We start from the raw sequence: 24,410 nt of genomic DNA on the forward strand, positions 1-24,410 counted from the left end.
CTCAGGATTCCTTGCCGCGGCGGCGCCGGGGCTTCACATCCGGAAGCCCTTCGGCCTTGCGGAGCTGCTTGATCAAGCCGGTGACGGAGCGCATGGAGCCGGCGGACAGCCCGCTCAGGCGGAAGGCGGCGGCCTTGACCTGTTCGTCCTCGAGGACCTGGGCGAACTCGTCGGCCGCCGCGGCCTTGCCCATCTCCTCGCGCAGCCGCGCGATCCGCTCCTCGATCCGCTGCTCGATCGCCTGGGCGTTCTCTCCGTCGGCCAGGTACCCGACGGTGACGCCGAAGAAGTTGGCGATCGCGCGGATCGAGTCGATGCCCGGGTTCGGGTTGTTGTTCAGGCGGATGGTCTGGACCGTGCCGTGCGAGACCGAGGGTCCGGACAGCTTCTTGGTGCCCTCGGCGATCTCCTGGTACGTGTACGGTCCACGGCCCGCCGGGTGGATCGTCTCGATCAAGAAGCCGAGGCGGTCACCCATGGTGTCCCGCCGGCCGGTGGGGGTCTCCTCACCCATCACCGTCACTGCTCCCGTCTGCTGCTGGATCCGATGGTCCAGTACTAAATCATCACCAGCATTATCTACCTGCCTAGATGGCTTTCGCCACACAGTGCAACGAACTGCGTCTACCCTGCTAGCGGACCCGGTGGAATGTGACCCATGCCATATTGCCCCCGGGGCGCCCCGCGGGACCTTGACAGGGCATGCGTGCGGCGGCGTATCTTCGTCCAGCCGTCTAGTGCACTAGACGGCTCGGCGCTCAACCGCTCGACGCACAGCGTCTAGCCGACTGAGTGTCCGGGCCGGTGGGCGAGGGCGGAAGGGGGAGGGGTCGCGATGCCGTCACGACGGCAGGCTCCAGGTGCGGGACCAGGGGGGTCGGAGCGCTCGCTCGTGGGCTGAGGTACGGGGGTCCTCAGCCCAGGGCGGGTGAACCGCTCGCCGACGGGAGCCGACGCCCGTCGGTGGGGTCCGGCGGAATCCAACGGGGGAGCCGCCGCCGGACGGCACGGTCCGGCTGCGACCCGGGACGCGATCCGAGGGCGCGCCCCGGGTCGCGATCCGGCGAGGGCCGCCGCCCGCCTAACTGGTGAGCAGCACGCTGCTGACGCGGCCCGCCATCCGGTCCAGCGCCGAACCCGGCGCCAGCCCGCCCCGCAGCAGGACGAACCGGGACGGGGGCAGCCCCGTCATCGCCTTCACCTCGCGGCTCAGGTGCGCCTGGTCGTGATAGCCGCACACCGCCGCCACCTGCGCGGCCGCCGTGCCCGCCGCCAGCATCCGCAGCGCGTGCTGCAGCCGGAACACCCGGGCCATGGCCTTGGGGGACAGGCCCACCTGCTCGCGGAACCGGGCCCGTACGGTACGGGCGCTCCACCCCGTCGATGCGCTCACCCGGGTCAGGGAGCGGGTGTTCGCCCAGAGCCCGGAGAGGGCTCCGTCGACCTCCGGCGCGGGGGAGGGGCCGCCGTCGAGGCGGGCGCAGAACAGTGCGTCGAGCAGTGCGAAACGCTCCGCCCACGAAGGGAGCGCCTGGAGCCGTTCGGTGAGGTGGCGGCCCTGCCGTCCGAGCACCTCCACCAGATCCACGTGGGCGTCCTCGAAGTGCCACATCGGGATGCCGAACAGCCGGTAGCAGCCCTGCGGGGTCATGTTCACCTCCAGCCCGTGCACGACCCCCGAGTGCACTCCGATCGCCGGTACCGTGCGCGGACCGCTGATCATCGCCTGGGCAGCGGGCCGCAGTCGGGCCGTGGTGAGGTCCTCCGTGCGGGAGACCCACAGGCCCTCGGAGAAGCTGAAGACCAGCGTCACGCAGCCGGTGGGCAGCTCCAGGCGGCGTCGCGGGGCGGTGAACTCGGTGTGGAAGCCCGTGTAGTTGATGATCAGCCGTTTCAGTGCGGCGGCCGGCGGGCGGCGACGGGCCGATCTGCTGCCCGTGACGGCGGCAGGCATCGTGCATACGTCGAAGGTGTCGACCGATCCCATGTCCGGTCCCTCTCCCCGCTGTTGCGCGGCCGGAGGTACCGCGCGGTCGGCCGATGATGGCAGGTCACGTGGCGCGATGACCAGAGAGATCCGGCAGTGGATCAGGTCCGCGGGCCCTGCCGGTGGGCCGGCCCGTGATGTCAGGATGCGTCCATGACAGAGATCATCAAGGGGGGAAACCTTCCGCTCGGTGGCGAGCCGATGCGCGTCGCCGTCGTACGCCGTGACGGCGGGCCCGGCTCGCCGGCGGTCGACGCGGCCGCGCTGCTCGTCGGGCCGGGCGGCAAGGTCAGGGGCCGGGGTGACCTGGTGTTCTACAACCAGCCCGAGCACGCGGAGAGCGCCGTACGGCTGTTGGGCGACGCCCGGGGAGAGGGCGGGGTGACCGCGGACTGGCTGGAGATCGATCCCGGCCGCGTCGAGCCGTGCGTGGAGCGGATCGTGGTCGCGGCGTCCTGTGACGGCGGGACCTTCGGGGAGGTCGAGGACCTGTACCTGCGGGCGATCGGCGCGGCCACGGGGGCGCAGCTCGCGCTGTACGCCGTGGAGGGCGCGACGACGGAGACCGCGATCCTGCTGGGCGAGTTCTACCGCAGGGACGGGGGATGGAAGTTCCGCGCGGTGGGTCAGGGCTACGCGTCCGGACTGCCGGGCCTGGCCGCCGACTTCGGCTTCACGGTGCCGGACGAGGAGCCGGACGAGGGGCCCGCCGAGGAGCCCGCCGCCCCGGCGCCGTTCCCCGACCGGCTCCCGCTCCCGCCGCCCCTGCCGGAGCCCGCGGCGCCGGCCGTTCCCGCGCCGCCGCCCTTCCGGCTCCCGCCTGCGGAGTCCGCGCCACCGCTGTCCGACGGCGTGGAGAAGACGGCCGGCCCCGCCCCGGCCGGCCCCGCCCCGGCCGGCCCCGCGCCGGGCGACGTGCCGTCGGGACGGTTCAACGCGCTCCCCGCCGAGTTCGGGAAGGAGTTCCCGCAGGTCCGGTACTCCGGCCGGGGCCGCGAGGTCATCGAGGTCGACGCCAGGCTTCCGCGCGGCTTCGTGGTGGTCGACGTGGTGAAGGAAGCCGAAGGGTACGTGAGGGTCACCCTGCTGGACCGCGGCTCCGAGCATGGCAAGGAGCTCCTGTCCAGCGACCTCGAAAACCTGCGCGGCCGGGCCGTCTTCCGCCACGGCGGCAAGGCCGCGATCCGGCTGGAGGTGGACACGCTGTGGACGTGGACGGTCACCCTGCGGCCGGTGACGGTCGTCCACGAGCTCGACGGGCGGATCGAGGGGCGCGGGCCGGACGTACTGGCCTGCTCCCGTTCCATCGACCACCTCAAGGTCAGGCACCTCGGCAGGGGGGACGAGCGGGGCTACATGACGGTCCATGCCGTCCGGCACAACGACAACCGTGAGGAGGTCTTCGAGCGCGAGAACCGCGGCCGCGGCACCGTCGAGGTGCCCGTGAGCCCGCGCCTCCTGGTGATCGACGCACCCGGCAATTGGTCCGTGGAACCCACCGAGCTGAGCGCCATCGGCTTCTGGATCCGCAACCGCTGACCGCCGACCCCGGCTCGCAGCCCGCGAACCGGGGCGGGGCATCCCGGCGATGCCCCGCCCCGGCGTCCGCGCCGGTCAGCGGGTGCGGAGCCTGCGGACCGCCTAGGCCGGTGCGAAGAGGACCTTCGCCCGCCCCGGGTCCGCCTCCGTCAGCCGGACCCTGATCCGGTCGCCCAGCGGCAGCTCCGCCGACGTGGACTCCACGCGGCCGATCACCGCCGGATCCTCCAGGTGGACCGTGCCGACCAGCGGCTCCCGGTCCTTGACGTCGATGACCGTCGCCTCGAAGGTCTCCCCGACGCGGTCCTTGAGCAGCGCCGCCTCCACCAGGTCCACGGACTCCCGCTCCGCCGAGTTCGCCAGCCGGGTCCCGTCCGCCATCTCCTTCGGCAGGGCGTCGAGCGCCTCCAGCGCCCACCCGGGCGGTTCGGTCCCGGCGACGGCCGCCACGCACAGCTCGCCCGTGTACCGGTCGACGAGCCGGCGCAGCGGTGCGGTGCAGTGGGCGTACGGGGCCGCGACCGCGGCGTGCAGAACGGGGTCCGGGGTCCGGCCGCCGGTGAAGACCGTGTAGCCGGCGCCGCGCAGCAGGGCCGTGCACTCCTGGAGGAACGCGGCGTGGGCGGGCCGGTGCGGATCGAGCCCGCGCACGAGCTCCGCGTACGGGACGTGGTGCGGCCACTCGATCCGCAGGGCCTTCGCCGCCCGTCGCAGCCGCCCGACGGCTCCGTCGGGGGCGGTCGGCAGGGTCCGCAGGATGCCGGTCCCGGCGGCGAGCATCAGCTCCGCGGCGGCCATGCCGGTCATCAGGGAGATCTGCGCGTTCCAGCCGTCGGCCGGGAGCGGAGCCCGGTAGACCAGGCTGTACGAGCCCTCGTGCTCGATGATCTCCTGCTCGGGCACGTTCAGCGAGATCCCCCCGCGCTCCGCCTCCAGGGCCTCGCGCAGTCGCCCGATGTCCTTCAGCAGGGCCAGCGGCTCCTCGGCGGTGCCCGCGTCGATGGCCTTCTGGACGCCGTCGTAGTCGAGTTTGGCCCGGCTGCGCACGAGCGCGTGGCGCACCTCGGTGCTCTCCACCCGCCCCTCGGCGTCCAGGTCGAGCCGCCACACCAGGGCCGGGCAGGTCTGGTCGGGGAGCAGGCTGGCCGCGCCCTCCGAGAGCACGGCCGGGTGCAGGGGGACCTTCTCGTCGGGGAAGTAGAGGGTGGTGACCCGGCGGTGGGCCTCGGCGTCGAGGGCGCCGCCGGGGGTGACGTAGGCGGCGACGTCGGCGATGGCGTACTGGACCCGGTAACCGCCGGAGGGGCGCTTCGCCAGGTGCATGGCCTGGTCCAGATCGCGCGAGGTCGGCGGATCGATGGTGAAGAAGGGGATGTCGGTGGCGTCGGAGGACGGCAGGCGCGGGCTGCGTACCGCCCGCTCGGCCTCGTCCAGTACGGGCGCCGGGAACTCCTCCGGCACCTCCAGCTTCGTCCGCAGTTCACGCAGCGCGGCCCGCAGGGCAGCCCCGTCTGCGCCGGCCATGATCATGTGACGGCGTGGCATGAGCCGAGCCTATGGCCGGTGGGCCCGGGCGGCACGGCGAGCCGTCTACCCTGGTCGGGGGCCGCACCCCCGTCGCTGTGCCGTGCCCGTCGAAGGAGAACCACCGTGCTCGTGCTGCTGCCGCCGTCCGAAGGAAAGGCCGCTGGCGGCTCCGGCGCACCGCTGAAGCCGGAGACGCTCTCGCTGCCGGGGCTGGCCACGGCCCGCGCCGCGGTGCTGGAGGAACTGATCGAGCTGTGCGTGGGCGACGAGCTGAAGGCCCGCGAGGTGCTCGGCCTGAGCGAGGGCCTGCGCGGTGAGGTCGCCAAGAACGCGGAGCTGGCGACGGCGGTCGCCCGCCCGGCCGGGGAGATCTACACGGGCGTCCTGTACGACGCGCTGGGCCTGTCGACCCTCACACCGGCGGCCGCGTCGCTGGCCGCGGAATCCCTGCTGGTCTTCTCGGGCCTGTGGGGTGCGGTCGGGGTCGAGGACCGCATCCCCTCCTACCGCTGCTCGATGGGCGTGAAGCTGCCGGGGCTGGGGGCGCTGGGCGCGTTCTGGCGCGAACCGATGGCCTCGGTGATGCCGGAGGCCGCGGGACAGGGCCTGGTCCTGGACCTGCGGTCCTCGGCGTACGCCTCCGCGTGGAAGCCGAAGGGGGAGGTGGCGGGGCGCACGGCCACGGTCCGGGTCCTGCACTCCCAGATGGTCGACGGCGTGGAGAAGCGGTCGGTGGTGAGCCACTTCAACAAGGCCACCAAGGGCCGCATGGTCCGCGACCTCCTGTCGGCGGGCGCGGTCCCCGCGACCCCGGCGGAGCTGGTGACGGCCCTGCGCGACCTGGGCTTCACGGTCGAGGCCGAGGCCCCCGCGAAGCCGGGCAAGGCCTGGTCCCTCGACGTGGTCGTCACCCAGATCCACTGACCCCTTCCAGCCGTCCGGCGTTTGAGGACCGGGGTCCGGGGCGGAGCCCCAGGAGGGGTCCGGGCGCAGCCCGGTACCCCTCCCAGCCCGTCCGGCGTTTGAGGACCGGGTCAGGGCAGAGCCCTGGGAACGGTGGAAGGGCGGGTAGGGGACTTCGCCCCGCAGGGCCGCCGACCCGCAGCCGCGGGCCGCGCCGCAAGGTACGGGGGCCGGGGCTACGGCCGGCCGGTCAGGTCCATGCGGGCGGCAGCCCGTCAGCGGCCCAGGGGCCAGGCGACCGTGGCGGGGGCGTGGTCCGAGGCACCGGCGTAGGTGGCGCACGCGTCCGTGAGGGTTTCCAGCAGCGTCAGCGGATCGACGAGCGGATGCTCCATCCCGCGGAGCCAGGTCACCGCGAGGTCCCCCGGCAGTGCGGCCGGCGGCACCAGGACGTAGCTGCCCCGGCAGTGCCAGCGAAGCCCCGGGTGCTCGTCCATCGTCTCGGGGTGGCAGTCCAGTTCACAGGGCCACCACTCGTCCTCGTCCTCGGGCGTGCCCCGGGTCGCGGTGAAGAAGAGCATGCGGGCCTGGTCGCCCGTACCGCCGGACTCCGCGACGGGGCCGACCTCGATGCCGGCGGCCAGCAGGCGTTCCAGTGCGCTGTGGCCGGCTTCCAGAGGGACGTCCAGGACGTCGTGGACCATGCCCGTCGCGGTGATGAAGTTGGCCGCGGGCTGGTTGCGGGCCCAGCGTTCGACCTGCGCGCGGTCCGTCGTGGACTGCGTCTGCCAGGCGAAGGAGATGGGGTGCCGTGCGGGCGTCGGACAGCCGATCCGGTCGCACGAACACCGGTAGCCGGCCGGATGTGCGGCGGGCGAGATCGGCAGACCCGCCGCGGCGACGGCCAGCAGCAGGGCTTCGCGTTCTCGTGCGGGGTCCGCGGCGTCGGGTTTGGGCTTGCGGCGCAGCCACTGGGAAATCCTGCTCTGCTCGCCGCGTTTGACGCGGCCCGACTCAGACCCCATCTATCCCCTCACCTACACCGTTGCCCCGGCAGACCCTCACATGTTCCCACCATCCTGGGCGCCGGGTGACCGCACCCCCCGACCAGGACTCCCACATAAGCATAGAAATCGGCCATATGTTCTCGGCCGTCAGGGGGTCATGACTTATCCCACCCGGCCCCGGCCCCGCCCAGCACCGCGTCCACCAGCGCCTCCGCGTACGTGTGTGTGAGCGGCGCCGTGCGCATCAGCCAGCGGTACGTCAGCGGTCCGACCAGCATCTCCACGGTCAGCCGCAGGTCGGTCTCCGGCGGGAGCTGCCCGGCCTCGCGGGCCGACCGCAACCGCTCCTCGTACAGCGCGAGCTGGGGCTCCAGCAGCCGCTCGGTGAAGCGTGCCCCGAGCTCGGGATCGGTGGCGCCGGCCGCCGTCAGGGCGCGCACGGGGGCCGAGTACCGCTCGTCGGCGAACTCGTCCACCGTCGCCCGCATGACGGACTTCAGGTCGGCGGCCAGGTCCCCGGTGTCGGGGAATCCCCACGCCCCTTCGGGGTGCGCGTCCCCGGCGAGCGCGAGCGCGGCGTCCAGCAGGACCGCGGCCTTCGACGGCCACCAGCGGTAGATGGTCTGCTTGCCGACCCCGGCGCGGGCGGCGATGGCCTCGATGGTCAGCTTGTTGTAGCCGACCTCCCCGACCAGATCGAGCGCCGCGTCCAGGATGGCCCGCCGCGAGCGGTCGCTGCGGCGCGTGGCGTCCGGGGACCGGGGGGCGGGGCCGGTACCGGGTGCGGGGAGGGGACTGGAGCTCATTTCGGCAATTTATCAACCGTGAACCGCTCGTCTTTCAGCCGTTCGGGAAACCACCCAATCAGTTCACTGCGCGGTTCCCGCCGAGGAGAGACGATTCTCTTCTCATCACCGTGAGGAGCCTTCATTGCGCAGAGACGCCACACCCCGGCGTTACCTGATGTGCCCACCCGCGCACTTCAAGGTCACGTACTCCATCAACCCGTGGATGGACCCCACGAAACCGGTGGACCTGCCCCTGGCCATGGCCCAGTGGGAGGACCTCCGCGACCGCTACCTGGCCCTCGGCCACACCGTCGAAACCCTCGTCCCCGACCGCGGACTGCCCGACATGGTCTTCGCGGCGAACGGCGCCCTCGTCGTCGACGGCCGGGTGCTGGGCGCGCGGTTCGCCTATCCCGAGCGGGCCGCCGAGGCGGAGATCCACCTCGACTGGTTCCGCGGCCACGGCTTCCAGGACGTCCACGAGCCGTCCCACGTCAACGAGGGCGAGGGTGATTTCGCCGTCACCGCCACCTACCTCCTGGCCGGCCGGGGCTTCCGCTCCAGCCCGCTCTCGCACGACGAGGCCCAGGAGTTCTTCGGCCGCCCGGTCATCGGTCTCGACCTGGTCGACCCGCGCTACTACCACCTGGACACGGCCCTGTCCGTGCTCGACGGCGACGAGGTCATGTACTACCCGGAGGCCTTCTCGCAGGGCAGCCGCGCGGTGCTGCGCCGGCTCTTCCCCGACGCGCTGATCGCGCGGTCCGAGGACGCGGCGGCCCTCGGGCTCAACGCGGTCTCGGACGGCCGGCACGTGCTGCTCCCGCAGGAGGCGACCGGACTCTTCGCCCCCCTGCGGGCGCGGGGGTTCGAGCCGGTCCCGATGGACCTGGGGGAGCTGCTCAAGGGCGGCGGCAGCGTGAAGTGCTGCACGCAGGAGCTGAGGCCCTAGGGGGCGGGCCGGCCCCCGCCGGGGGCCGGGCCCGCTACGGGCTCAGGCCTCCTGCGGGGGCGGCCACTCCTGGCCCCAGTCGGCGTCCCGCGCGGCCTTGTACAGGTCGCCGTGGCGCTTGGTCACGTTGACCTTGGTCGGCCCCTCGGCCTCGGGTCCGCACAGCTCCAGCAGGACCAGCCCCTTGCGGATCTGCGGCCTGCGCGTGATCCGGGCGGCGGCCGGCTCCACCGGGAAGCGGGTGGCGGCCACGTAGCTGAACTTCTCGTCCTCGTAGGAGAGCGAGCCGCCCTTGACCTGCCGGTGCAGGGAGGACCGGCTGACCCGGGCCGAGAAGTGGCACCAGTCCTTGCCGACCTCGATGGGGCAGGTCCCGTCGTGCGGGCACGGGGCGGCGACCCGCAGCCCGGCCTCGATGAGCTGGTCGCGGGCCTCGCGGATGCGCAGGTACCCCTCCGGCGTGCCCGGCTCGACCACCACCACGGCCTGACCGGCCCGCGCCGCCTCGGCGACCACCTCGCGGCGGGCCTCCGGGGTCAGTTCGCCCAGGACGTACGAGACCGTCACCAGGTCCGCCCCGGGGAGGTTCATCCCCGCCCCGATGACGCTCTGGCGCCACTCGGCGGCCCGCAGCGCGGGGGAGGAGGAGGCCGCGGCCAGCTCCTTGCCGAGCACCAGGGCCGGATCCGCCCAGTCCAGTACGGCCGTCTCGCGCGGCCCGCCCCAGATGGAGTCCGCGGCCCAGGCCGCCGCGCCGGTGCCGCCGCCCACGTCCACGTGCGAGGCCGGGGACCAGCCCGGGGCCGCCTCGGCGAGCCCGTCCAGGGCGGACCGTACGGCCTCGAAGGTGGCGGGCATCCGGTACGCCGCGTACGCGGCCACGTCGGAGCGGTTGCGCAGGACGGGGGTGTGGGTGGGGATCTGGCCGCGGTAGTTGGCGATCAGCCGCTCCACGGCGGCCGTGGCCTGCTTCTGCGGGAGGCCTTCGAGCAGCCCGGCGAGGGCGCTGCGCAGGGTTTCGGCGGTGGTGGTGGCGGTGTCGTTCACCCGCCAAGTTTACGGGGCCGGGGGCGGGACCTGACCGGAGCCGGACCGGAGCCGGACCGGAGCCGGACCGGAGCCGGACCGGAGCCGGACCGGGGCCGGGCCAGGGCCGGGCCAGGGCCGGAGCCCCGGCCCGACCCGGACGGTCAGGCCGTCGGCGCGGTCGCCGCGGCCGTCGTCGCCGCCGTCGGCGGGGTGGTGCGCCAGGGGCGGCCCAGGGCGACGAAGCAGAAGACCGCCAGGAAGGAGCAGACCGCCTGGACCAGGGCCATCGGTACCGCCGTGTCCTCGCCCGCGATGCCGACCAGGGGGGAGGCCACGGCCCCGACCAGGAACGAGGAGGTGCCGAGCAGGGCGGAGGCCGAGCCGGCCGCGTGCGGGGCGCGCATCAGGGCCTGCGCGTTGGTGTTCGGCAGCACCAGGCCCATCGCGGACATCAGGACGAACAGCCCGGCGCAGATCGCGAAGAGCCCGACCTCGCCGAAGACCCCGGCGGTCATGAGGAGCAGGGCGACCGAGGCCGCCGTGATGACCGCGAGCCCGTAGCCCAGGACCTTGTCCAGGCTGACCCGGCCGACCAGCAGCTTGCCGTTGATCTGGCCCACCGCGATCAGGCCGAGGGAGTTGACGCCGAACAGCAGGCTGAAGGTCTGGGCCGAAGCACCGTAGATCTCCTGCACGACGAACGGCGAGGCCGAGATGTACGCGAACAGCGCCGCGAAGGCGAAGCCGCCGGCCAGCGTGTAGCCGGCGAAGACCCGGTCGGCGAACAGCCCGCGCATGGTCCGCAGCGCGGCGCCGACGCCGCCGGTCTGGCGCCGTTCGGGCGGCAGGGTCTCGCCGAGCTTCCGCCAGACCAGGAGGGTCAGCAGGGCCCCCACGACGGTGAGGACGACGAACACCCCGCGCCAGTCGGCGAAGCGCAGCACCTGGCCGCCGATCAGCGGGGCGATGATCGGCGCCACGCCGGATATGAGCATCAGGGTGGAGAAGAACCGGGCCATCTCGACCCCGTCGTACAGATCGCGCACGACGGCCCGCGCGATGACGATCGCGGCCGCGCCGGCCAGGCCCTGGAGCAGCCGGAAGGCGATCAGCAGCTCGACGGTCGGCGCGAAGGCGCAGATGGCGGTGGCGAGGACGTAGACGACCATGCCGATGAGCAGGGGCCGCCGACGGCCCCACTTGTCGCTCATCGGGCCGATCACCAGCTGGCCGAGCGCCATGCCGGCGAGGCAGGCGGTGAGCGTGAGCTGGACGGTCGCGGCCGGGCTGTTCAGGGCCGTGGTCACCGTCGGCAGGGCCGGAAGGTACATGTCCATGGACAGCGGGGGCAGCGCGGTGAGCCCGCCGAGGATGAAGGTGACGAGCAGTCCCGTCCGGCGGGCGGCCGTCAGGGGGGCGGCGAGGGCGGAGGAAGGGGAGGGGGTCGAGGGCGACGCGTCCTTCGAAGGCGCTGTCGTGGGGCCTCTCTCCGGCATGCGGAAACTCCAGTCTTATCGTCATTTCTCAGCACCCCTGCCGCCCCATGCTCTCAGCAATCGGAACGTTCCGGGACGGGCGGCCCGTGTGACGTAGCCTGCGGCCCCATGAACGCACGTGTGAAGCAGATCGCCGTAGTGACCGGAGCCGGATCCGGGATCGGCCGTTCCGTGGCCCTCACCCTCGCCGCCGCCGGATGGGCGGTGGCGGTGGCCGGCCGCAGGACCGGGCCGCTGGAAGAGACCGCCGGGGCCGCCAGAGCCGCCCACCCGGAGGCCGAGGTGCTGTGCGTACCGGCCGATGTGAGCGACCCGGACGACGTGGCCGCGCTGTTCGAGACCGTTCGCGAGCGCTACGGGCGGGTCGACCTGCTCTTCAACAACGCCGGCACCTTCGGCCCGGCCGGAGTCCCGCTGGAGGACATCTCCTACGAGGCCTGGCGCTCGGTGGTCGACGTCAACCTCACCGGCTCCTTCCTCTGCGCGCAGGCGGCCTTCCGGGTGATGAAGGCCCAGGACCCGCAGGGCGGCCGCATCATCAACAACGGCTCCATCTCCGCGCACGTGCCCCGGCCGAACTCGATCGCGTACACCGCGACCAAGCACGCCATGACCGGCCTGACGAAGTCCCTGTCGCTGGACGGACGCCCGTACGGGATCGCGTGCGGGCAGATCGACATCGGCAACGCGGCCACCGAGATGACCGAGCGGATGCAGACCGGGATCATGCAGGCCAACGGACAGCTCGCGGTGGAGCCCGTCATGGACGCGGCCGACGTGGCGCGGACCGTGCTGCACATGGCGGAGCTCCCGCTCGGGGCGAACGTGCAGTTCGCGACGGTGATGGCGACGGCGATGCCGTACATCGGGCGCGGCTGAGCGTTCCCCGGATGCCGGGAATGATCTTCCGGTGTCGGGAGTTGAGCCGGTCATGACGAACGAAGTGCTGCGCTACACCGCCTTCTCCGACGACCCGGCCGGCGGCAACCCCGCCGGTGTGGTCGTCGACGCCTCCGGCCTCGACGAGGCCGCGATGCTGAAGATCGCCGCCGAGCTGGGCTACAGCGAGACGGCCTTCCTCACCGCCCCGCCCGAGGGCTTGGGCGGAGAGGAAGGCCGGGCCTTCACCGTGCGCTACTTCAGCCCCAAGGCGGAGGTCCCCTTCTGCGGGCACGCCACCGTGGCCACCGCCGTGGCGCTGGGCGAGCGGATCGGCCCGGGCGAGCTGGTCTTCGCGACCCGCGCGGGCACGGTGCCGGTGTCGGTGACCCGGCAGGACGGGGCCGGCGGCCTGCGCGCCACCCTGACCAGCGTCGAGCCGCACACCGAGGACCTGGACCCGGCCGACCTCGCCGAGGCCCTGGCCGCGCTGGACTGGCCGGCCGCCGACCTGGACCCGGCGTTCCCGCCGCGGATCGCCTACGCCGGCGCCCGCCACCTGGTGCTCGGCGCCGCCACCCGGGCCCGGCTCGCGGACCTCGCGTACGACTTCGACCGGCTGGAGGCGCTGATGCTGCGCCTCGACCTGGTCACCGTGCAGCTCGTCCACCGGGCGGGCCCGGCCGAGTTCCACGTGCGCAACCCCTTCCCGGTCGGCGGCGTCGTGGAGGACCCGGCGACCGGCGCGGCCGCGGCCGCCTTCGGGGCGTACGCGCGCGAGCTCGGCCTGGTCCCGGCCGAAGCCGTCCTGACCCTCCACCAGGGCGAGGACATGGGCCGCCCCGGCGTCCTGACGGTCGAGCTCCGGTCCGGCGACCCCCGGGTCCGGGTGGGCGGCGCGGGCGCGCTGATCCCGTAGTGCGGATCGAGACGTACGCACTCCTGCCCTCCGGGCTCGCCGAGCAGGTGGCGGCCCTGGAGGCGCAGGCGTGGCCCGGGTCGTCCTCCGGACACGATCCGGCGCTCGCCCCGCGCGCGGTACTGCTCCGGGAGGCCGACGGGCGGGTCGCCGCCTGCCTGGCGCTCCTGCACAAGCCGGTCCGGCTCGCGGACGGGCGTACGTACCGCGCGGCCGGGCTGAGCGGCGTGGTCACCCGGGCCGACGTACGGGGCCGCGGGTACGGGGGCCGGCTGGTGGAAGCGGCCCGCGCCCTGCTCGCCGCCGATCCGCTGGTGGACCTGGCGCTGTTCAGCTGCGACCCGGAGCTGGTCCCGTTCTACGCGGCGGCCGGATTCGACGTGCTGCCCGGCACGGTCCTGGTCGGCGGCACCCCGGCGGACCCCCTCGCCACGGACGCCCCGGGCCTCGGCAAGACGGTGCTCGGGGCGTTCTTCGCCCGGGACGCCGGGGACGGGGACGGCGAAGGCCGCGCGGACCGGGTCCGCGCGGCCTTCACCGGCATCCGTGTCCCCCTCTACCCGGGGACGATCGACAGGCTGTGGTGAGTCAGGAGCTGCTCGGCTCCGACCGCTCCGACTGCTCCGGCTCGGACGCCGGCTTCGGCTCCGCCTCGGTGCGCTTGGCCGGCGACGGGGCCAGGAACAGGGCGAGCACCGGGACCAGGTAGAGGGCCCACACGATGACCTGGAGCACGGTCGGGTCCGGCTGGAAGTTGAAGGTGCCCTTGAGCAGGGTCCCGTACCAGCTGTCCGGCGGGATCGTCGTGCTGATGTCGAAGGCCTTGTTGGTGAGCCCCGGCAGGAAGTCGGCCTCCTGGAGGTCGTGGACGCCGTACGCGAGCACGCCCGCGGCCACCACGACCAGCATGGCGCCGGTCCACGTGAAGAACTTCGACAGGTTGATCTTCAGCGCGCCGCGGTAGAACAGCCAGCCCAGGAGGATCGAGGACCCGATCCCGAGCAGCACGCCGATCAGCGGGGCCGCGCCGTCACCGGCCGCGTGCACCGAGCGCCACACGAACAGCGAGGTCTCCAGGCCCTCCCGGCCGACGGCCAGGAACGCCGTCGCCACCAGGGCGCCGGTGCCCATCGCGAGGGCCGCGTCGAGCTTGCCGTGGAGCTCGGACTTCAGGTGCCGCGCGGTGCGCTTCATCCAGAAGACCATCCAGGTGACCAGGCCGACCGCGACGATCGACAGGGTGCCGCCGATCGCCTCCTGCGCCTTGAAGGTCAGTTCCTGCGTGCCGAATTCGAGGCCCGCGCCGAAGGCCAGGGACAGTGCGGCGGCCAGGCCGACGCCCAGCCACAGCGGCGCCAGCTTGTCCTTGTTCCCGGTCTTGACCAGGTAGGCGATGAGGATGCAGACGACGAGGCTGGCTTCCAGCCCCTCGCGCAGCCCGATCAGATAGTTGCTGAACACTTCGGTTCTCCCGGTCCCTTACGCGAACAGCGTCCGGCCCCACCAGTCGTCCTTGTCGCGGACGCCCGGCGGGACGGCGAAGACGGCCGAACCCACGTGCTGGATGTATTCGTTGAGGACGTCGGACTTCGCCAGCTGGCGCTGGATCGGCACGAAGCCCGTGCGCACGTCGCGCTGGTAGGCCAGGAAGAACAGGCCCGCGTCGAGGCGGCCCAGGCCGTCCGTGCCGTCGGTGAAGGAGTAGCCGCGGCGCAGGATCGTCGCACCGTTGTTGGTGTCGGGGTGCGCGAGGCGGACGTGCGCCTCCGGCTTCATCGCCTTCAGGAACGGCTCGTCGCGCTCCTTGGACTTGCCGACGGGGGCGCCCTCGCCCTTGTCGCGGCCGAAGATGTCCTCCTGCTCGCCCAGGGACGTGCGGTCCCACGTCTCGATGTTCATCCGGATCCGGCGGGCCACGAGGTACGAGCCGCCGGTCAGCCAGTCGCTGCCGTCGCCGGCGCCGACCCACACGTGCTTGTCCAGGGCGGCCTTGTCGGTGCCCGAGATGTTCCGGGTGCCGTCCTTGAAGCCCATCATGTTGCGCGGGGTCTGCTCCTCGGGCGTGGTCGAGGAGGTCTTGCCGAAGCCGAGCTGCGACCAGCGCACCGCCGTCTTGCCGAAGCCGATGCGGGCGAGCTGGCGGATGGCGTGCACCGCGACCTGCGGGTCGTCGGCGCAGGCCTGCACGCACAGGTCGCCGCCGGAGCGGGCCAGGTCGAGGTTGTCGCCGGGGAAGAGCTCCAGGTCGATCAGGGCGCCGGGGCGCTTGCCCTCCAGGCCGAAGCGGCCCTTGGCGAACAGGCCCGGCCCGAAACCGATGGTCAGGGTGAGGCGGGAGGCCTTCAGGCCCAGCGCCTCGCCCGTGTCGTCCGGCGGGGCCTCGGGGAGGCCGCCGAAGCCGCCTTCGCCGACCGGCTGCCCGGCCGTCATCAGGCGGGCCGCCTCGGTCCAGTCCTTGAGGAGCTGGATCAGCTCCGCGCGGTCCTTCGTCTTCACGTCGAAGGCCGCGAAGTGCAGGCGGTCCTGGACGGCACTGGCGATGCCGGCCTGGTGCTCCCCGTGGAACGGCACGGCCGCGCCGGCCGAGGCCGCCGAGACCATGTCGGGGCCCGAGGTCAGGGCGATGGCCGTACCGCCGGCCGCCGCCGCGCCGAGCGCGAGGCCCGCGCCGCCCCAGCCGAGGACGGCCCGGCGCGAGGGCGCACCCGAGCTCTGGACCGCCTGCTCCGACGCGCCTTCGGGCGCACCGTGCGCGTCGTCCTGCGCGGGCTCCTGCCCGGACACCGACTCGCTCATATGAGGATCTCCCGCCTGCTCTGCTGTTCCGGAGTTACTTCGCGGCCGCGGCGGCGAGCTTCGAGAGCGGCTCGGCCAGCGCGTTGACTCCGTCGGAGAGCTCCTTGCGCTCGGCCTCGCCGACCTTGTCGTACGAGGTGAACTCGTACGCGGCCTTGTTCGGGCGGTACTTCTCCAGCAGGTTGTTCAGCGCGGCGAACTGCTTGTCCAGCTCGGCGGTGAGCGCGGGGTCCGTCTTGGAGGTGACCGGCTTCAGCAGCTCGTACGCCTTCTCCGCGCCCTCGACGTTGGCCTTGAAGTCGACCAGGTCGGTGTGGCTGTAGCGCTCTTCCTCACCCGTCACCTTGCCGGTGGCGACCTCGTCGAGGAGCTCCTTGGCGCCGTTCGCCATCGAGGTCGGGGTGATCTCCGCCTGGCCGACCTTCTTCTGCCACACGGCCAGGTCGGCCATCAGGGTCTCGGCGAGCTTCTTGTCCGAGTCGTCGATCTTGTTGCCCTCGAAGAGGGACTTCTCCAGCTTGTGCCAGCCGGTCCAGTCCTTCTCCGGGTCCTGGCCCGCCTCCAGGCCGTCCTCGCGGAGGTCGACCTTCGGGTCGATGTCGCCGAAGGACTCGGCGACCGGCTCGGTGCGCTCCCAGCCGATGCGCGAGGGGGCGTACGCCTTCTTCGCGGCCTCGACGTCGCCGGCCTTGACCGCGTCCGCGAAGGCCTGCGCCTTGGGGATGGTCTCGTCGGCCTGCTCCTGCACGTACTTGCGGTACGCGGCGACCGCGGCGTCGGCCTCGGGGCTGCGCTTCAGGGCGGTGCCCCCGCCGGTGGCCTTGACCTGCTGGCGGATGCCGTCGCCCTTCATACCGGGCTTGCAGGCGATCTCGTAGTCGCCCGCCTTGAGCTCGGCGGTGATGGTGGCCTTGGTGCCGGGGCCGATGTTCTCCCGCTCGGTGACGATGCGGTCGTCGGGGAACAGGACGTAGAGCTCGGTGACCTTGGAGCCCTTGTTCTCGACCTCGATGGTGACCTTGCCCGCCGGGAACTCCTTGGTGGAGACCTCGCAGGCGGAGTCGGAGGCCGCCACCTTGATGGTGTCGTCGCCGGACGCGTCGCTCTTCTCGGAGCAGCCGGTGACCGCGGTGAGGGCGGCCGCGACGGCGGCCGCGGTGACGACGGTGAGGCGGACGGGGCGCATACGGGGCTCCTGGCAGTCTGGCGTTCGGCAGACGACCGCCCCGATCGGTGGGGAGGCGGCCGGTGAGGCGGACCTAACTTAACCGAGGCTTACCTGACCCATACCCACGCGTCCAGTGATACAGCCCACACATTTCAGGGGCGGACACGGGGTCATCACGAGCGCCCCACGCAGCCCCCATGGCGGGGTCAAGCGGAGGTCAAGCCCATGTGGCCGTTCCGTACGGCGGAACGGTCCCCTCCGGGCTGGTCCGGCCCGCCGTCCCGTACGGGGACCACCAGCGGCGCCCCGGTGCGCGGGTGCGGGAGCACCTCCACCGGCTGGCGGTAGACCCGGCTCAGCAGCCCGCCCTCGAACACCTCCGCGGGCGGGCCGTCCACCGCGATCCGGCCGTCGTGCAGCACGGCGACCCGGTCCGCGTACGCCGCCGCCAGGCCCAGGTCGTGCAGGACCACCACGACCCCGTCCCCGGCCGCCGCCCGGTCCCGGCAGATCCGCAGCACCAGCTCCTGGTGGCGCAGGTCCAGGGCCGCCGTCGGCTCGTCCAGCAGGAGCAGCGGGGCCCCCTGGGCCAGGACGCGGGCCAGCGCGACCCGGGCCCGCTCACCGCCGGAGAGTCCCGAGAACGGACGGGCCGCGAAGCCGGTCACCTCGGTGGCGGCCATGGCGGTGGCCACCGCCTCCTCGTCGCCCTCGGCCGTCCCGGTGCCCGCCCAGGGGGCGCGGCCCATCCGTACGACGTCCTCCACGGGAAAGGGGAAGGCCAGTTCGGCCGACTGGGGGAGCACCGCCCGGCGCAGGGCCAGCTCGGGAGCCGGCCAGCCGCCCACCGGGCGCCCGTCGATCCGCACCTCGCCGGAGGCGGCCGGCAGGTCCCCGGACAGGGCCGCCAGCAGGGTGGACTTGCCCGCGCCGTTCGGTCCGACCAGGGCCAGCACCTCCCCGGCCCGCACGGTCAGCCCGATCCCGGCGAGCACCTCGCGCCCACCGAGCCGTACGCGCAGGTCCGTGACCTCGGCGAGCGGTGCGCCGGGGGCCGGCCGGGCGGGGACGGTGCGCTTGTTCCCGCGCAGGCGGAAGGCGGCGAGGCCGGAACGCAGCCGGACGCTCATGCCCAGCCTCCTTGCTTGCGGCGGGTGCGGCGCAGCAGCCAGAAGAAGAACGGGCTGCCGAGCAGGGCGGTCAGGACGCCGAGCGGCAGCTCGGCGGGCTGGGCGAGGGTCCGGGCGGCCAGGTCCCCGGCGACCAGCACCACGGCTCCGGCGAGCGCGCTGCCGGGCACCAGGAAGCGGTGGCCCGGACCGTTGGCCATGCGCAGCAGGTGCGGCACGAGCAGCCCGACGAAGGTGATGATCCCGGCCACGGCGACGGCCGCCGCGGTGAGCAGCGCGACCACCAGGATCAGCGCGAGGCGCAGCCGCTCCACGTCCACGCCGAGGTGGCGGGCGGGGCGCTCGCCGAGGGACAGCAGGTCCAGCTTGCCCGCGTAGAAGGGGGCGACCAGCAGGCCGGCGAGGGCGCAGGGGAGTACGGCCAGCACCTTGGGCCAGGTGGCCTGGGCGAGGGAGCCGAGCTGCCAGAAGGTGATCTGGTTGACCTGGCCGCTGTCCGCGAAGAAGACGAACAGGCCGATCAGGGCGCCCGCGAAGGCGTTGACGGCGATGCCGGTCAGGATGAGGGTGACGACCTCGGTCTTCCCGCCGTTGCGGGACAGCAGGTACACGGCGGCGACGGTGATCAGCCCGGCGACGAACGCGCAGGCGGTGATGGTCCAGTTGCCGAAGAAGGTCAGGCCCAGCCCGATCGCGGCGACCGCGCCGACGGCCGCGCCCGCCGAGATCCCGATGACTCCGGGCTCGGCGAGGGGATTGCCGAACACCCCCTGCATCAGCGCCCCGGCGCAGCCGAGGCTGGCCCCGACGAGCAGGGCGAGCACCACGCGCGGCAGCCGTACGTTCCACAGCACGCTCTCCCCGACCCGGTCGAGGGCGGCGCCCCCGAGGCCGAGGCGGTGCTGCACCGACCCGATCACCTCCCCGAGCGGGATCTCGTAGGCGCCCACTCCGGCGGAGACCAGCGCGAGCAGGACGAGTACGGCGACCAGTCCGCCGGTGAGCCAGGCGGAACCCCACCGCCGCCGGGGCGGTGCGCCGGCGGCGGTGGGGTGGGCGGCCCGGGGCGCCGCCCGCTCGGGAGCGGGAAGGGGGTCCGCTCCGGGCGGCGTCCCGGGGGCTTCGTAGGAGAGGGGCACGTCAGGAGGCCTTGCCGTAGAGCTGGGTGATGAGGGAGGTCAGGACCTGGTCGGTGCGCGGGCCGTAGTTGAGCAGGACCCCGTCGTCTACGGTGACCACCCGCCGGTCCATTCCCGCCGGGGTCTGGGCCACGCCCGGGATCTTGACCAGCCCGTCCACGCCGCCGACGGACTCCAGGCCCTTGGACATGACGAGGATGGCATCGGGCGCGGCGGCCGCCAGGGCTTCGCTGGTGATCGGGGTGAAGTCCTTGCCGAGCCCCGACTCAGGACCCGTGTCCAGCGCGCCGGCCGCCTCCAGCAGGGAACCGGCGCCGGAGTCGGAGCCGCCCATCAGGTACACCGAGGCGGTGCCGCGCAGGTAGAGGAAGGCCACGCGCGGCTTCTTGCCCGAGGCGGGCAGGGCCTTGCGGGCGGCGGCGATGCGGTCGGCGGTGCGCTGGTTGAGCTGCGCACCGGCCTCCTTGACGCCCAGTGCGGCGGCGACCGCGTCGGTCCGCTTCGCCACGTCGTCCAGGGACTTGGCCGGGGCCACCACCAAGAGGGGGATGCCCGCGTCCCGGATCTGCCGGATCGCCTCGGCGGGGCCGGTCGTGGTCTCGGCCAGCACCAGGGTCGGACGCAGCGACAGCACGCTCTCGGCGGAGACGTCGTGGCCCCGCGTCACCACCGGGAGCTCCGCCGCCTGTTCGAAGGTGGCGGTGATGTCCTTGGCGACGACCTTGGGGCCCAGCCCGAGGGTGTACACGATCTCGCTCAGGCCGCCCGTCAGCGGGATCACGCGGTCCGCCGAGGTGACGGTGACCTGGACGCCGTCCGCGGAGGCCACGGTCGCCGGAAGCGCGGGCGCGGGCGCCTGGGCGAGCGGTTCCACCCGGTCCGGGAGGGCCGGGGCCCCGGCTCCGGTGGCGGGGGAGGGGGCGGCCGTACCTCCGCAGGCGCTCACGCCGAGCGCCAGGACCACGGAGGTCAGGGCGACGGCGAAGCGGGACATGCGGGTTGACGCGGCGGGCGTAGGCACGAAGGCACCGTCCTGATCGTCCGACTGGGGTGGGGGACCCGGTTCGCTGGTGGTGGGGACCCGGTTCGAGGTTCCGGGTGCCAGGGGGTTTCACACCCGGCCGAACGTAGCTTAGGTTAGCCTAACCTCGCTCGCTAGACCCTGGAGGGGACATTCATGCCCGCTAGACCCGTCCGTGCGTCCGCCGTCGCCCTGCTGGCGACCCTGGCGGCTCTGGGAGCCGTCCTGCTCCCGGCGACCGCCGCCCAGGCCGCGGGCCGCACCGTGGAGGGCGGGCGACTCGACTGGGGCATCAAATCCTCCTTCCAGAGTTACGTCACCGGGCCGGTGGCGAAAGGCGGGTTCAAGCTGAGGAACGGAGCCGCCACGGCCGGCGGCAGCCTGTTCCGCTTCCACTCCGCCAGCGGCTCCTACGACCCGGACAGCGGCTCCCTGGAGGCCTCCTTCAGCGGCGGCGTCACCTTCCAGGGCCACCAGAAGGCGGACGGCACCTACGAGCTGGACATGAGCGTCAGCCGCCCCACCGTCAAGATCAGCGGCGGCAGCGGCACCCTCTACGTGGACGTCTCCAGCAAGGCCAAGGAGGGCGGAGCGGTCACCACCGCCTCCCAAGTCCCCTTCGCCAAGCTGGGCCTGGGCGGGGTGGACATGAAGGGCGGCGGCAGCCCGATCGCCCTCGCCAACATCCCGGCCACCCTCACCGACCAGGGCGCCAAGGCCTTCGCCGGCTACTACGCGGCGGGCGCGGCGCTCGACCCGGTCTCGCTCTCCGTGGACGTCAAGGCCGCGGCTCCGGCGGCTTCGCCCTCGTCCTCGCCCTCGACGGGCACTCCGGCCACCTCCGAGTCCCCGCAGGCGGCCGGGCAGTTCACCGACGCCGCCGTGGACTGGGGAGTGCGGCGCACCTTCCGCGAGTACGTCTCCGGCTCCATCGGCCAGGGCAAGTGGGAGCTCGCCGACGGCGCCCAGGACGGCGGCGCGCTGTTCCGCTTCCCGCAGGGCAAGGGCGCCTACGACGGCGCGAAGGGCACCCTCGACGCCGCCTTCGCAGGCTCCGTGCACTTCACCGGGGCCCACCTCGACCTGAAGCTCGCGAAGATCACGGCCAAGGTGGAGAACGGCAAGGGCGTGCTGTCCGCGGACGTCACCACGGGCACGGACACCAAGCCCGCCGTCCCGCTCGTCGAGTTCGACGCCAAGGGCCTCAAGACCGAAGGCGGCCTCGCCACCCTCACCGAAGCCCCGGCCACCCTGACCGAGGGCGGAGCCCAGGCCTTCAACTCCATGTACAAGTCCGGCACCGAGATGGACCCGGTCTCCCTCTCCGTCGCCCTCGACGGAGCCGCGAAGCTCCCGGCCCTCCCGAACCTCGGCTCCACGGCCACCCCCGCGACCCCGCCGCCCCCGGCGGACGCCGCGAAGCCGGAGCCGTCCTCCTCGAACACCGGCCTCTACGCGGCCCTCGCCGCAGCCGCCCTCGCCCTCACGGGCGGAGCCGCCTTCCTGGTCGTGCGCAACCGCAGAAAGGAAGCGGCACCGACGGAGGGCGCCGGAACCCCGGCCGCCGGGGCCCCCGACTCCTCCGACTCCCCGGGCTCGTCCGGGGCCGACGGGGCCGCGCCGCGCGGCTGACCCGCGCCCCGAACCCGTACCGCCGGCACGGCCCTCGCGCAGGGTCCCGTACGGTCCGCATCCGCCGGGCCCCGTTCCGCCCCCGCTGTGCGGGCCGGGCTCACCCGAACCGCCCGGCCCGCAAACCCCGTACCCCGCACTCCCGCACCCCCGCACCCCCGAACTCCCGCACGAGCCCCGCAGGGTCCCGTACCGCCGGGGCTCGGCTTTGCCCTGCCTTCCGCCCTGCCCCCGCAGGGCCCCGCCTCCTTCACCCCCGTTTCAGGAGACCCGCCATGTCATCGATCCGCCGTCCCGTCGCCCTCGCCGCCGCCGTGGCCACCGCCGCCGCGATAGCCGCCACCGCGTTCGTCCTGCCCGCCACCGCCGCGGGCAGCGCACCGGCCGCCCCCGCGGCCCCCGCGGCGCAGGGCGCGCCCGCGACGATCCCGGTCGTCGGCGGCACCCTCGACTGGGGCGTCCTGGAGAGCTACCGCACCTACGTCACGACCATCGCCCAGGGCGAGATCACCGTCGCGGACGGCGCGAAGAAGACCACCAAGGGCTTCGCCTTCGGCTCGGCCACCGGTCAGTACGACCCGGCCACGCACCTGGTGACCGCCGCCTTCAAGGGCAGCGTCACCTTCAAGTCGGCCGCGCACCGCTTCGAGGTGAAGCTCGCGAACCTGCGCATCGACACCGGCAAGAAGCTGCTGATCGTCGACGTCACCCGGGACGGCGTGCTCACGAAGGACGTCGGCTTCGCGAAGGTCGCCTTCACCGGTCCGTCGATGGCCAACCTGGGCACCACGCTGACGGCCGACGCCGCCAAGCTCCTCGGCTCGGACGGCTACAAGGACAAGGCGGGCGACCCGCTGACCGCCGTACTGGAGTTCCCGCCGCCGCCCTCCCACAGCCCCTCCCCGTCCGCCTCGGCCTCCGCCTCCCCGTCCCCCTCCCAGAGCGCGTCCGCGTCCCCGTCGAAGCCGCCGTCCCCCTCCCCGTCGAAGCCGGCCTCGCCGTCCGCCTCCACCAGCTCCCCGGCGACCGGCGGCCCGCAGCAGATCCTCGACGGCAAGCTGGCCTGGGGCGTCAAGGAGTCCTTCCGCCAGTACGTCCAGCGTGCGGGCGGCACCGTCACCCCCACCGACGGCGCGGTCGCGAACGGCGACAGCTTCGCCTTCGCCGGCGGCAAGGGCACCCTCGACACCAAGGCGCGGAAGCTGAACGCCACCTTCGCGGGCAACCTCCGCTTCCAGTACGCGGCCCACGGCATCGACATGACCTTCGGCAACATCCGCATCAACGCGGAGGGCGCCAAGGGCACCCTGGTCCTGGACGTGAAGACGGCCGCCGGGGTCAAGGCGAACATCCCCTTCGCGACGCTCGACCTCTCGAAGGCCGAGTACAAGACCAAGAACGGCGTCCTCACCCTGAACGCCGTGCGCACCGCGCTCACCGCGGAGGGCGCCGCGGCCTTCGCCAACGACACCACCGGCTCCATGTACCCGGTGGGCACCCGCGCGGACGACGTCAACCTGACCGTCTCCGTGAACAAGGACGCGGTCCTGCCCACGAGCCCGGCCGGCACCGGCGGCACCAGTGGTAGCGGCGGAACCGGGACCACCGGAGGCGGCGGCACGGTCGGCGGCGGCCTCGCCGCCACCGGCGCCGAGATCCCGGCCGGCGCGCTGCTCGGCTCCTCCGCCGCGATCGTCGCCGCGGGCGCGGGCGCGGTGTTCGTCGCCCGCAGGCGCCGCACGGTCCAGAACTGACCCGTGCTTCAATTCCCGCGTGAACGATCTCGACGTCCTGAGGGTCTTCTGCGCGGGTGACGGCAGCCACGGCAACGTGCTGGGCGTCGTACGCGACGGCCGGTCCTGCCCCGACGACGCGTCGCGGCAGGCGCTGGCCGCCGAACTCGGCTACAGCGAGACGGTGTTCGTCGACGATCCCGAGCGCGGGATCGTCGACATCCGCACCCCCGGCACCCGGATGTCCTTCGCCGGGCACCCGTTGGTCGGCGTCGCGTGGCTGCTCGACATCGAGGAGCTCCAGCCCCCGGCGGGTGCCGTGTGGGCGCGTGACGACGGGGAGTTCACCTGGATCACCGCCCGCCCCGAGTGGGTCGAGGGCAAGCGCACCGAGCAGTACGCCGACGCCGCCGCGGTCGACGCACTCCCCAGCCCGCCGCCGGGCGAGGGCTGGCTGTACGCCTGGGCCTGGGAGGACGAGGCCGCGGGCCGCATCCGTGCGCGCGGTTTCCCGCGCCGCCCCGACGGCGCGATCACTGAGGACGAGGCCACGGGCTCGGCGGCGATCGTCCTGACGGCCGAACTGAACCGCGCCCTGAACATCACCCAGGGTGCGGGCTCCCAGATCCTCACGGCCCCGGGCCCGGACGGCACCGTAGAGGTCGGCGGCCGCGTCCGCTTCGCCCCATCCGGCGCCAAATCCAGCCTCGCCGGCGTTTGAGGCGCGGGGTCTGGGGCGCAGCCGCCGCGCCGCAGGCCGCCGCG

At 73.4% G+C, this 24,410-nt stretch carries 21 protein-coding genes and 1 pseudogene; 9 read left to right on the plus strand and 13 right to left on the minus strand.

The features are described 5' to 3' along the window. Nucleotide 1 precedes the first annotated feature (1 nt). Complete coding sequence (locus AC3IX6_RS26835; RefSeq protein WP_243329576.1) at nucleotides 2-514, minus strand: XRE family transcriptional regulator; 513 nt, start codon at nucleotides 512-514, stop codon at nucleotides 2-4. Nucleotides 515-1,081: 567 nt separating this feature from the next. Continuing rightward, the gene (locus AC3IX6_RS26840; protein ID WP_489365330.1) at nucleotides 1,082-1,987 is read right to left on the minus strand and encodes a helix-turn-helix domain-containing protein; all 906 of its coding nucleotides are present in this window, start codon (nucleotides 1,985-1,987) and stop codon (nucleotides 1,082-1,084) included. Nucleotides 1,988-2,140: 153 nt separating this feature from the next. On the opposite strand from AC3IX6_RS26840, the gene AC3IX6_RS26845 reads away from it, so the two are divergent. Then, a complete protein-coding gene (locus AC3IX6_RS26845) occupies nucleotides 2,141-3,526 on the plus strand; it encodes a TerD family protein (protein ID WP_489365332.1) in 1,386 nt (461 codons plus the stop codon). A 102-nt stretch (nucleotides 3,527-3,628) separates the two neighbouring features. Here AC3IX6_RS26845 and AC3IX6_RS26850 read toward each other — a convergent pair whose 3' ends face one another. Further along, entirely contained in the window at nucleotides 3,629-5,071 is a 1,443-nt protein-coding gene (locus tag AC3IX6_RS26850; protein ID WP_489365333.1) for an RNB domain-containing ribonuclease, read from the minus strand. 105 nt (nucleotides 5,072-5,176) lie between these two features. On the opposite strand from AC3IX6_RS26850, the gene yaaA reads away from it, so the two are divergent. Next, complete coding sequence (yaaA, locus tag AC3IX6_RS26855) at nucleotides 5,177-5,977, plus strand: peroxide stress protein YaaA (RefSeq protein ID WP_489365335.1); 801 nt, start codon at nucleotides 5,177-5,179, stop codon at nucleotides 5,975-5,977. 254 nt (nucleotides 5,978-6,231) lie between these two features. On the opposite strand, the gene AC3IX6_RS26860 is transcribed toward yaaA, so the two are convergent. Both AC3IX6_RS26860 and AC3IX6_RS26865 read right to left on the minus strand, forming a co-directional pair. Continuing rightward, entirely contained in the window at nucleotides 6,232-6,981 is a 750-nt protein-coding gene (locus AC3IX6_RS26860; RefSeq protein WP_489365337.1) for a bifunctional DNA primase/polymerase, read from the minus strand. Nucleotides 6,982-7,118: 137 nt separating this feature from the next. Further along, nucleotides 7,119-7,769 carry a TetR/AcrR family transcriptional regulator gene (locus AC3IX6_RS26865; RefSeq protein ID WP_489365339.1) on the minus strand — a complete coding sequence of 217 codons (651 nt, stop codon included), beginning with the start codon at nucleotides 7,767-7,769 and terminating at the stop codon, nucleotides 7,119-7,121. Between the two features lie 97 nt (nucleotides 7,770-7,866). Between AC3IX6_RS26865 and ddaH the strand changes: the two are divergent. Continuing rightward, a pseudogene (gene ddaH / locus AC3IX6_RS26870) lies at nucleotides 7,867-8,703 on the plus strand (dimethylargininase); the annotation flags it as partial. 42 nt (nucleotides 8,704-8,745) lie between these two features. Here the strand turns inward: ddaH and AC3IX6_RS26875 are convergent. Both AC3IX6_RS26875 and AC3IX6_RS26880 read right to left on the minus strand, forming a co-directional pair. Beyond that, complete coding sequence (locus AC3IX6_RS26875) at nucleotides 8,746-9,750, minus strand: small ribosomal subunit Rsm22 family protein (RefSeq protein WP_489365341.1); 1,005 nt, start codon at nucleotides 9,748-9,750, stop codon at nucleotides 8,746-8,748. A gap of 143 nt (nucleotides 9,751-9,893) precedes the next feature. Beyond that, a complete protein-coding gene (locus AC3IX6_RS26880) occupies nucleotides 9,894-11,228 on the minus strand; it encodes a Bcr/CflA family multidrug efflux MFS transporter (protein ID WP_489365343.1) in 1,335 nt (444 codons plus the stop codon). Between the two features lie 108 nt (nucleotides 11,229-11,336). On the opposite strand from AC3IX6_RS26880, the gene AC3IX6_RS26885 reads away from it, so the two are divergent. From AC3IX6_RS26885 to AC3IX6_RS26895, 3 genes are read left to right on the plus strand one after another with little or no spacing between them, the layout of a single operon-like run. Beyond that, a complete protein-coding gene (locus AC3IX6_RS26885; RefSeq protein WP_489365345.1) occupies nucleotides 11,337-12,107 on the plus strand; it encodes an SDR family oxidoreductase in 771 nt (256 codons plus the stop codon). A gap of 52 nt (nucleotides 12,108-12,159) precedes the next feature. After that, entirely contained in the window at nucleotides 12,160-13,026 is an 867-nt protein-coding gene (locus AC3IX6_RS26890; RefSeq protein ID WP_489365347.1) for a PhzF family phenazine biosynthesis protein, read from the plus strand. Next, nucleotides 13,026-13,613: a GNAT family N-acetyltransferase gene (locus AC3IX6_RS26895; RefSeq protein ID WP_489365349.1), complete on the plus strand. Its 588-nt coding sequence runs from the start codon at nucleotides 13,026-13,028 to the stop codon at nucleotides 13,611-13,613. The genes AC3IX6_RS26890 and AC3IX6_RS26895 overlap by 1 nt, the downstream gene beginning before the upstream one ends. A gap of 1 nt (nucleotide 13,614) precedes the next feature. Here the strand turns inward: AC3IX6_RS26895 and efeU are convergent, their stop codons facing one another. From efeU to AC3IX6_RS26925, 6 genes are all read right to left on the minus strand, one after another. Next, nucleotides 13,615-14,487, minus strand: coding sequence for an iron uptake transporter permease EfeU (efeU, locus tag AC3IX6_RS26900; protein WP_489365351.1), 873 nt, complete (start codon nucleotides 14,485-14,487; stop codon nucleotides 13,615-13,617). Between the two features lie 18 nt (nucleotides 14,488-14,505). Further along, nucleotides 14,506-15,822, minus strand: coding sequence for an iron uptake transporter deferrochelatase/peroxidase subunit (gene efeB, locus AC3IX6_RS26905; RefSeq protein ID WP_489365354.1), 1,317 nt, complete (start codon nucleotides 15,820-15,822; stop codon nucleotides 14,506-14,508). A gap of 34 nt (nucleotides 15,823-15,856) precedes the next feature. Further along, nucleotides 15,857-17,008, minus strand: a complete 1,152-nt coding sequence (gene efeO, locus AC3IX6_RS26910; protein ID WP_489365356.1) for an iron uptake system protein EfeO — start codon at nucleotides 17,006-17,008, stop codon at nucleotides 15,857-15,859. 188 nt (nucleotides 17,009-17,196) lie between these two features. Continuing rightward, nucleotides 17,197-18,120: a heme ABC transporter ATP-binding protein gene (locus AC3IX6_RS26915; RefSeq protein WP_489365358.1), complete on the minus strand. Its 924-nt coding sequence runs from the start codon at nucleotides 18,118-18,120 to the stop codon at nucleotides 17,197-17,199. Further along, nucleotides 18,117-19,259: a FecCD family ABC transporter permease gene (locus tag AC3IX6_RS26920; protein ID WP_489365360.1), complete on the minus strand. Its 1,143-nt coding sequence runs from the start codon at nucleotides 19,257-19,259 to the stop codon at nucleotides 18,117-18,119. The genes AC3IX6_RS26915 and AC3IX6_RS26920 overlap by 4 nt, the downstream gene beginning before the upstream one ends. A 1-nt stretch (nucleotide 19,260) precedes the next feature. Continuing rightward, nucleotides 19,261-20,253: a heme/hemin ABC transporter substrate-binding protein gene (locus AC3IX6_RS26925; protein WP_489371572.1), complete on the minus strand. Its 993-nt coding sequence runs from the start codon at nucleotides 20,251-20,253 to the stop codon at nucleotides 19,261-19,263. 183 nt (nucleotides 20,254-20,436) lie between these two features. Between AC3IX6_RS26925 and AC3IX6_RS26930 the strand changes: the two genes are divergently transcribed. The 3 genes from AC3IX6_RS26930 to AC3IX6_RS26940 all read left to right on the plus strand — a co-directional run bounded on the left by AC3IX6_RS26930 (nucleotide 20,437) and on the right by AC3IX6_RS26940 (nucleotide 24,366). Next, the gene (locus tag AC3IX6_RS26930; RefSeq protein WP_489365362.1) at nucleotides 20,437-21,912 is read left to right on the plus strand and encodes an HtaA domain-containing protein; all 1,476 of its coding nucleotides are present in this window, start codon (nucleotides 20,437-20,439) and stop codon (nucleotides 21,910-21,912) included. Nucleotides 21,913-22,187: 275 nt separating this feature from the next. Next, nucleotides 22,188-23,666 (plus strand): HtaA domain-containing protein, encoded by a 1,479-nt coding sequence (locus AC3IX6_RS26935; RefSeq protein ID WP_489365364.1) that lies wholly within the window; start codon nucleotides 22,188-22,190, stop codon nucleotides 23,664-23,666. 19 nt (nucleotides 23,667-23,685) lie between these two features. Beyond that, the gene (locus tag AC3IX6_RS26940; RefSeq protein ID WP_489365366.1) at nucleotides 23,686-24,366 is read left to right on the plus strand and encodes a PhzF family phenazine biosynthesis protein; all 681 of its coding nucleotides are present in this window, start codon (nucleotides 23,686-23,688) and stop codon (nucleotides 24,364-24,366) included. Nucleotides 24,367-24,410 lie beyond the last annotated feature (44 nt).

The organism is Streptomyces sp. GL_141, assembly GCF_057834385.1.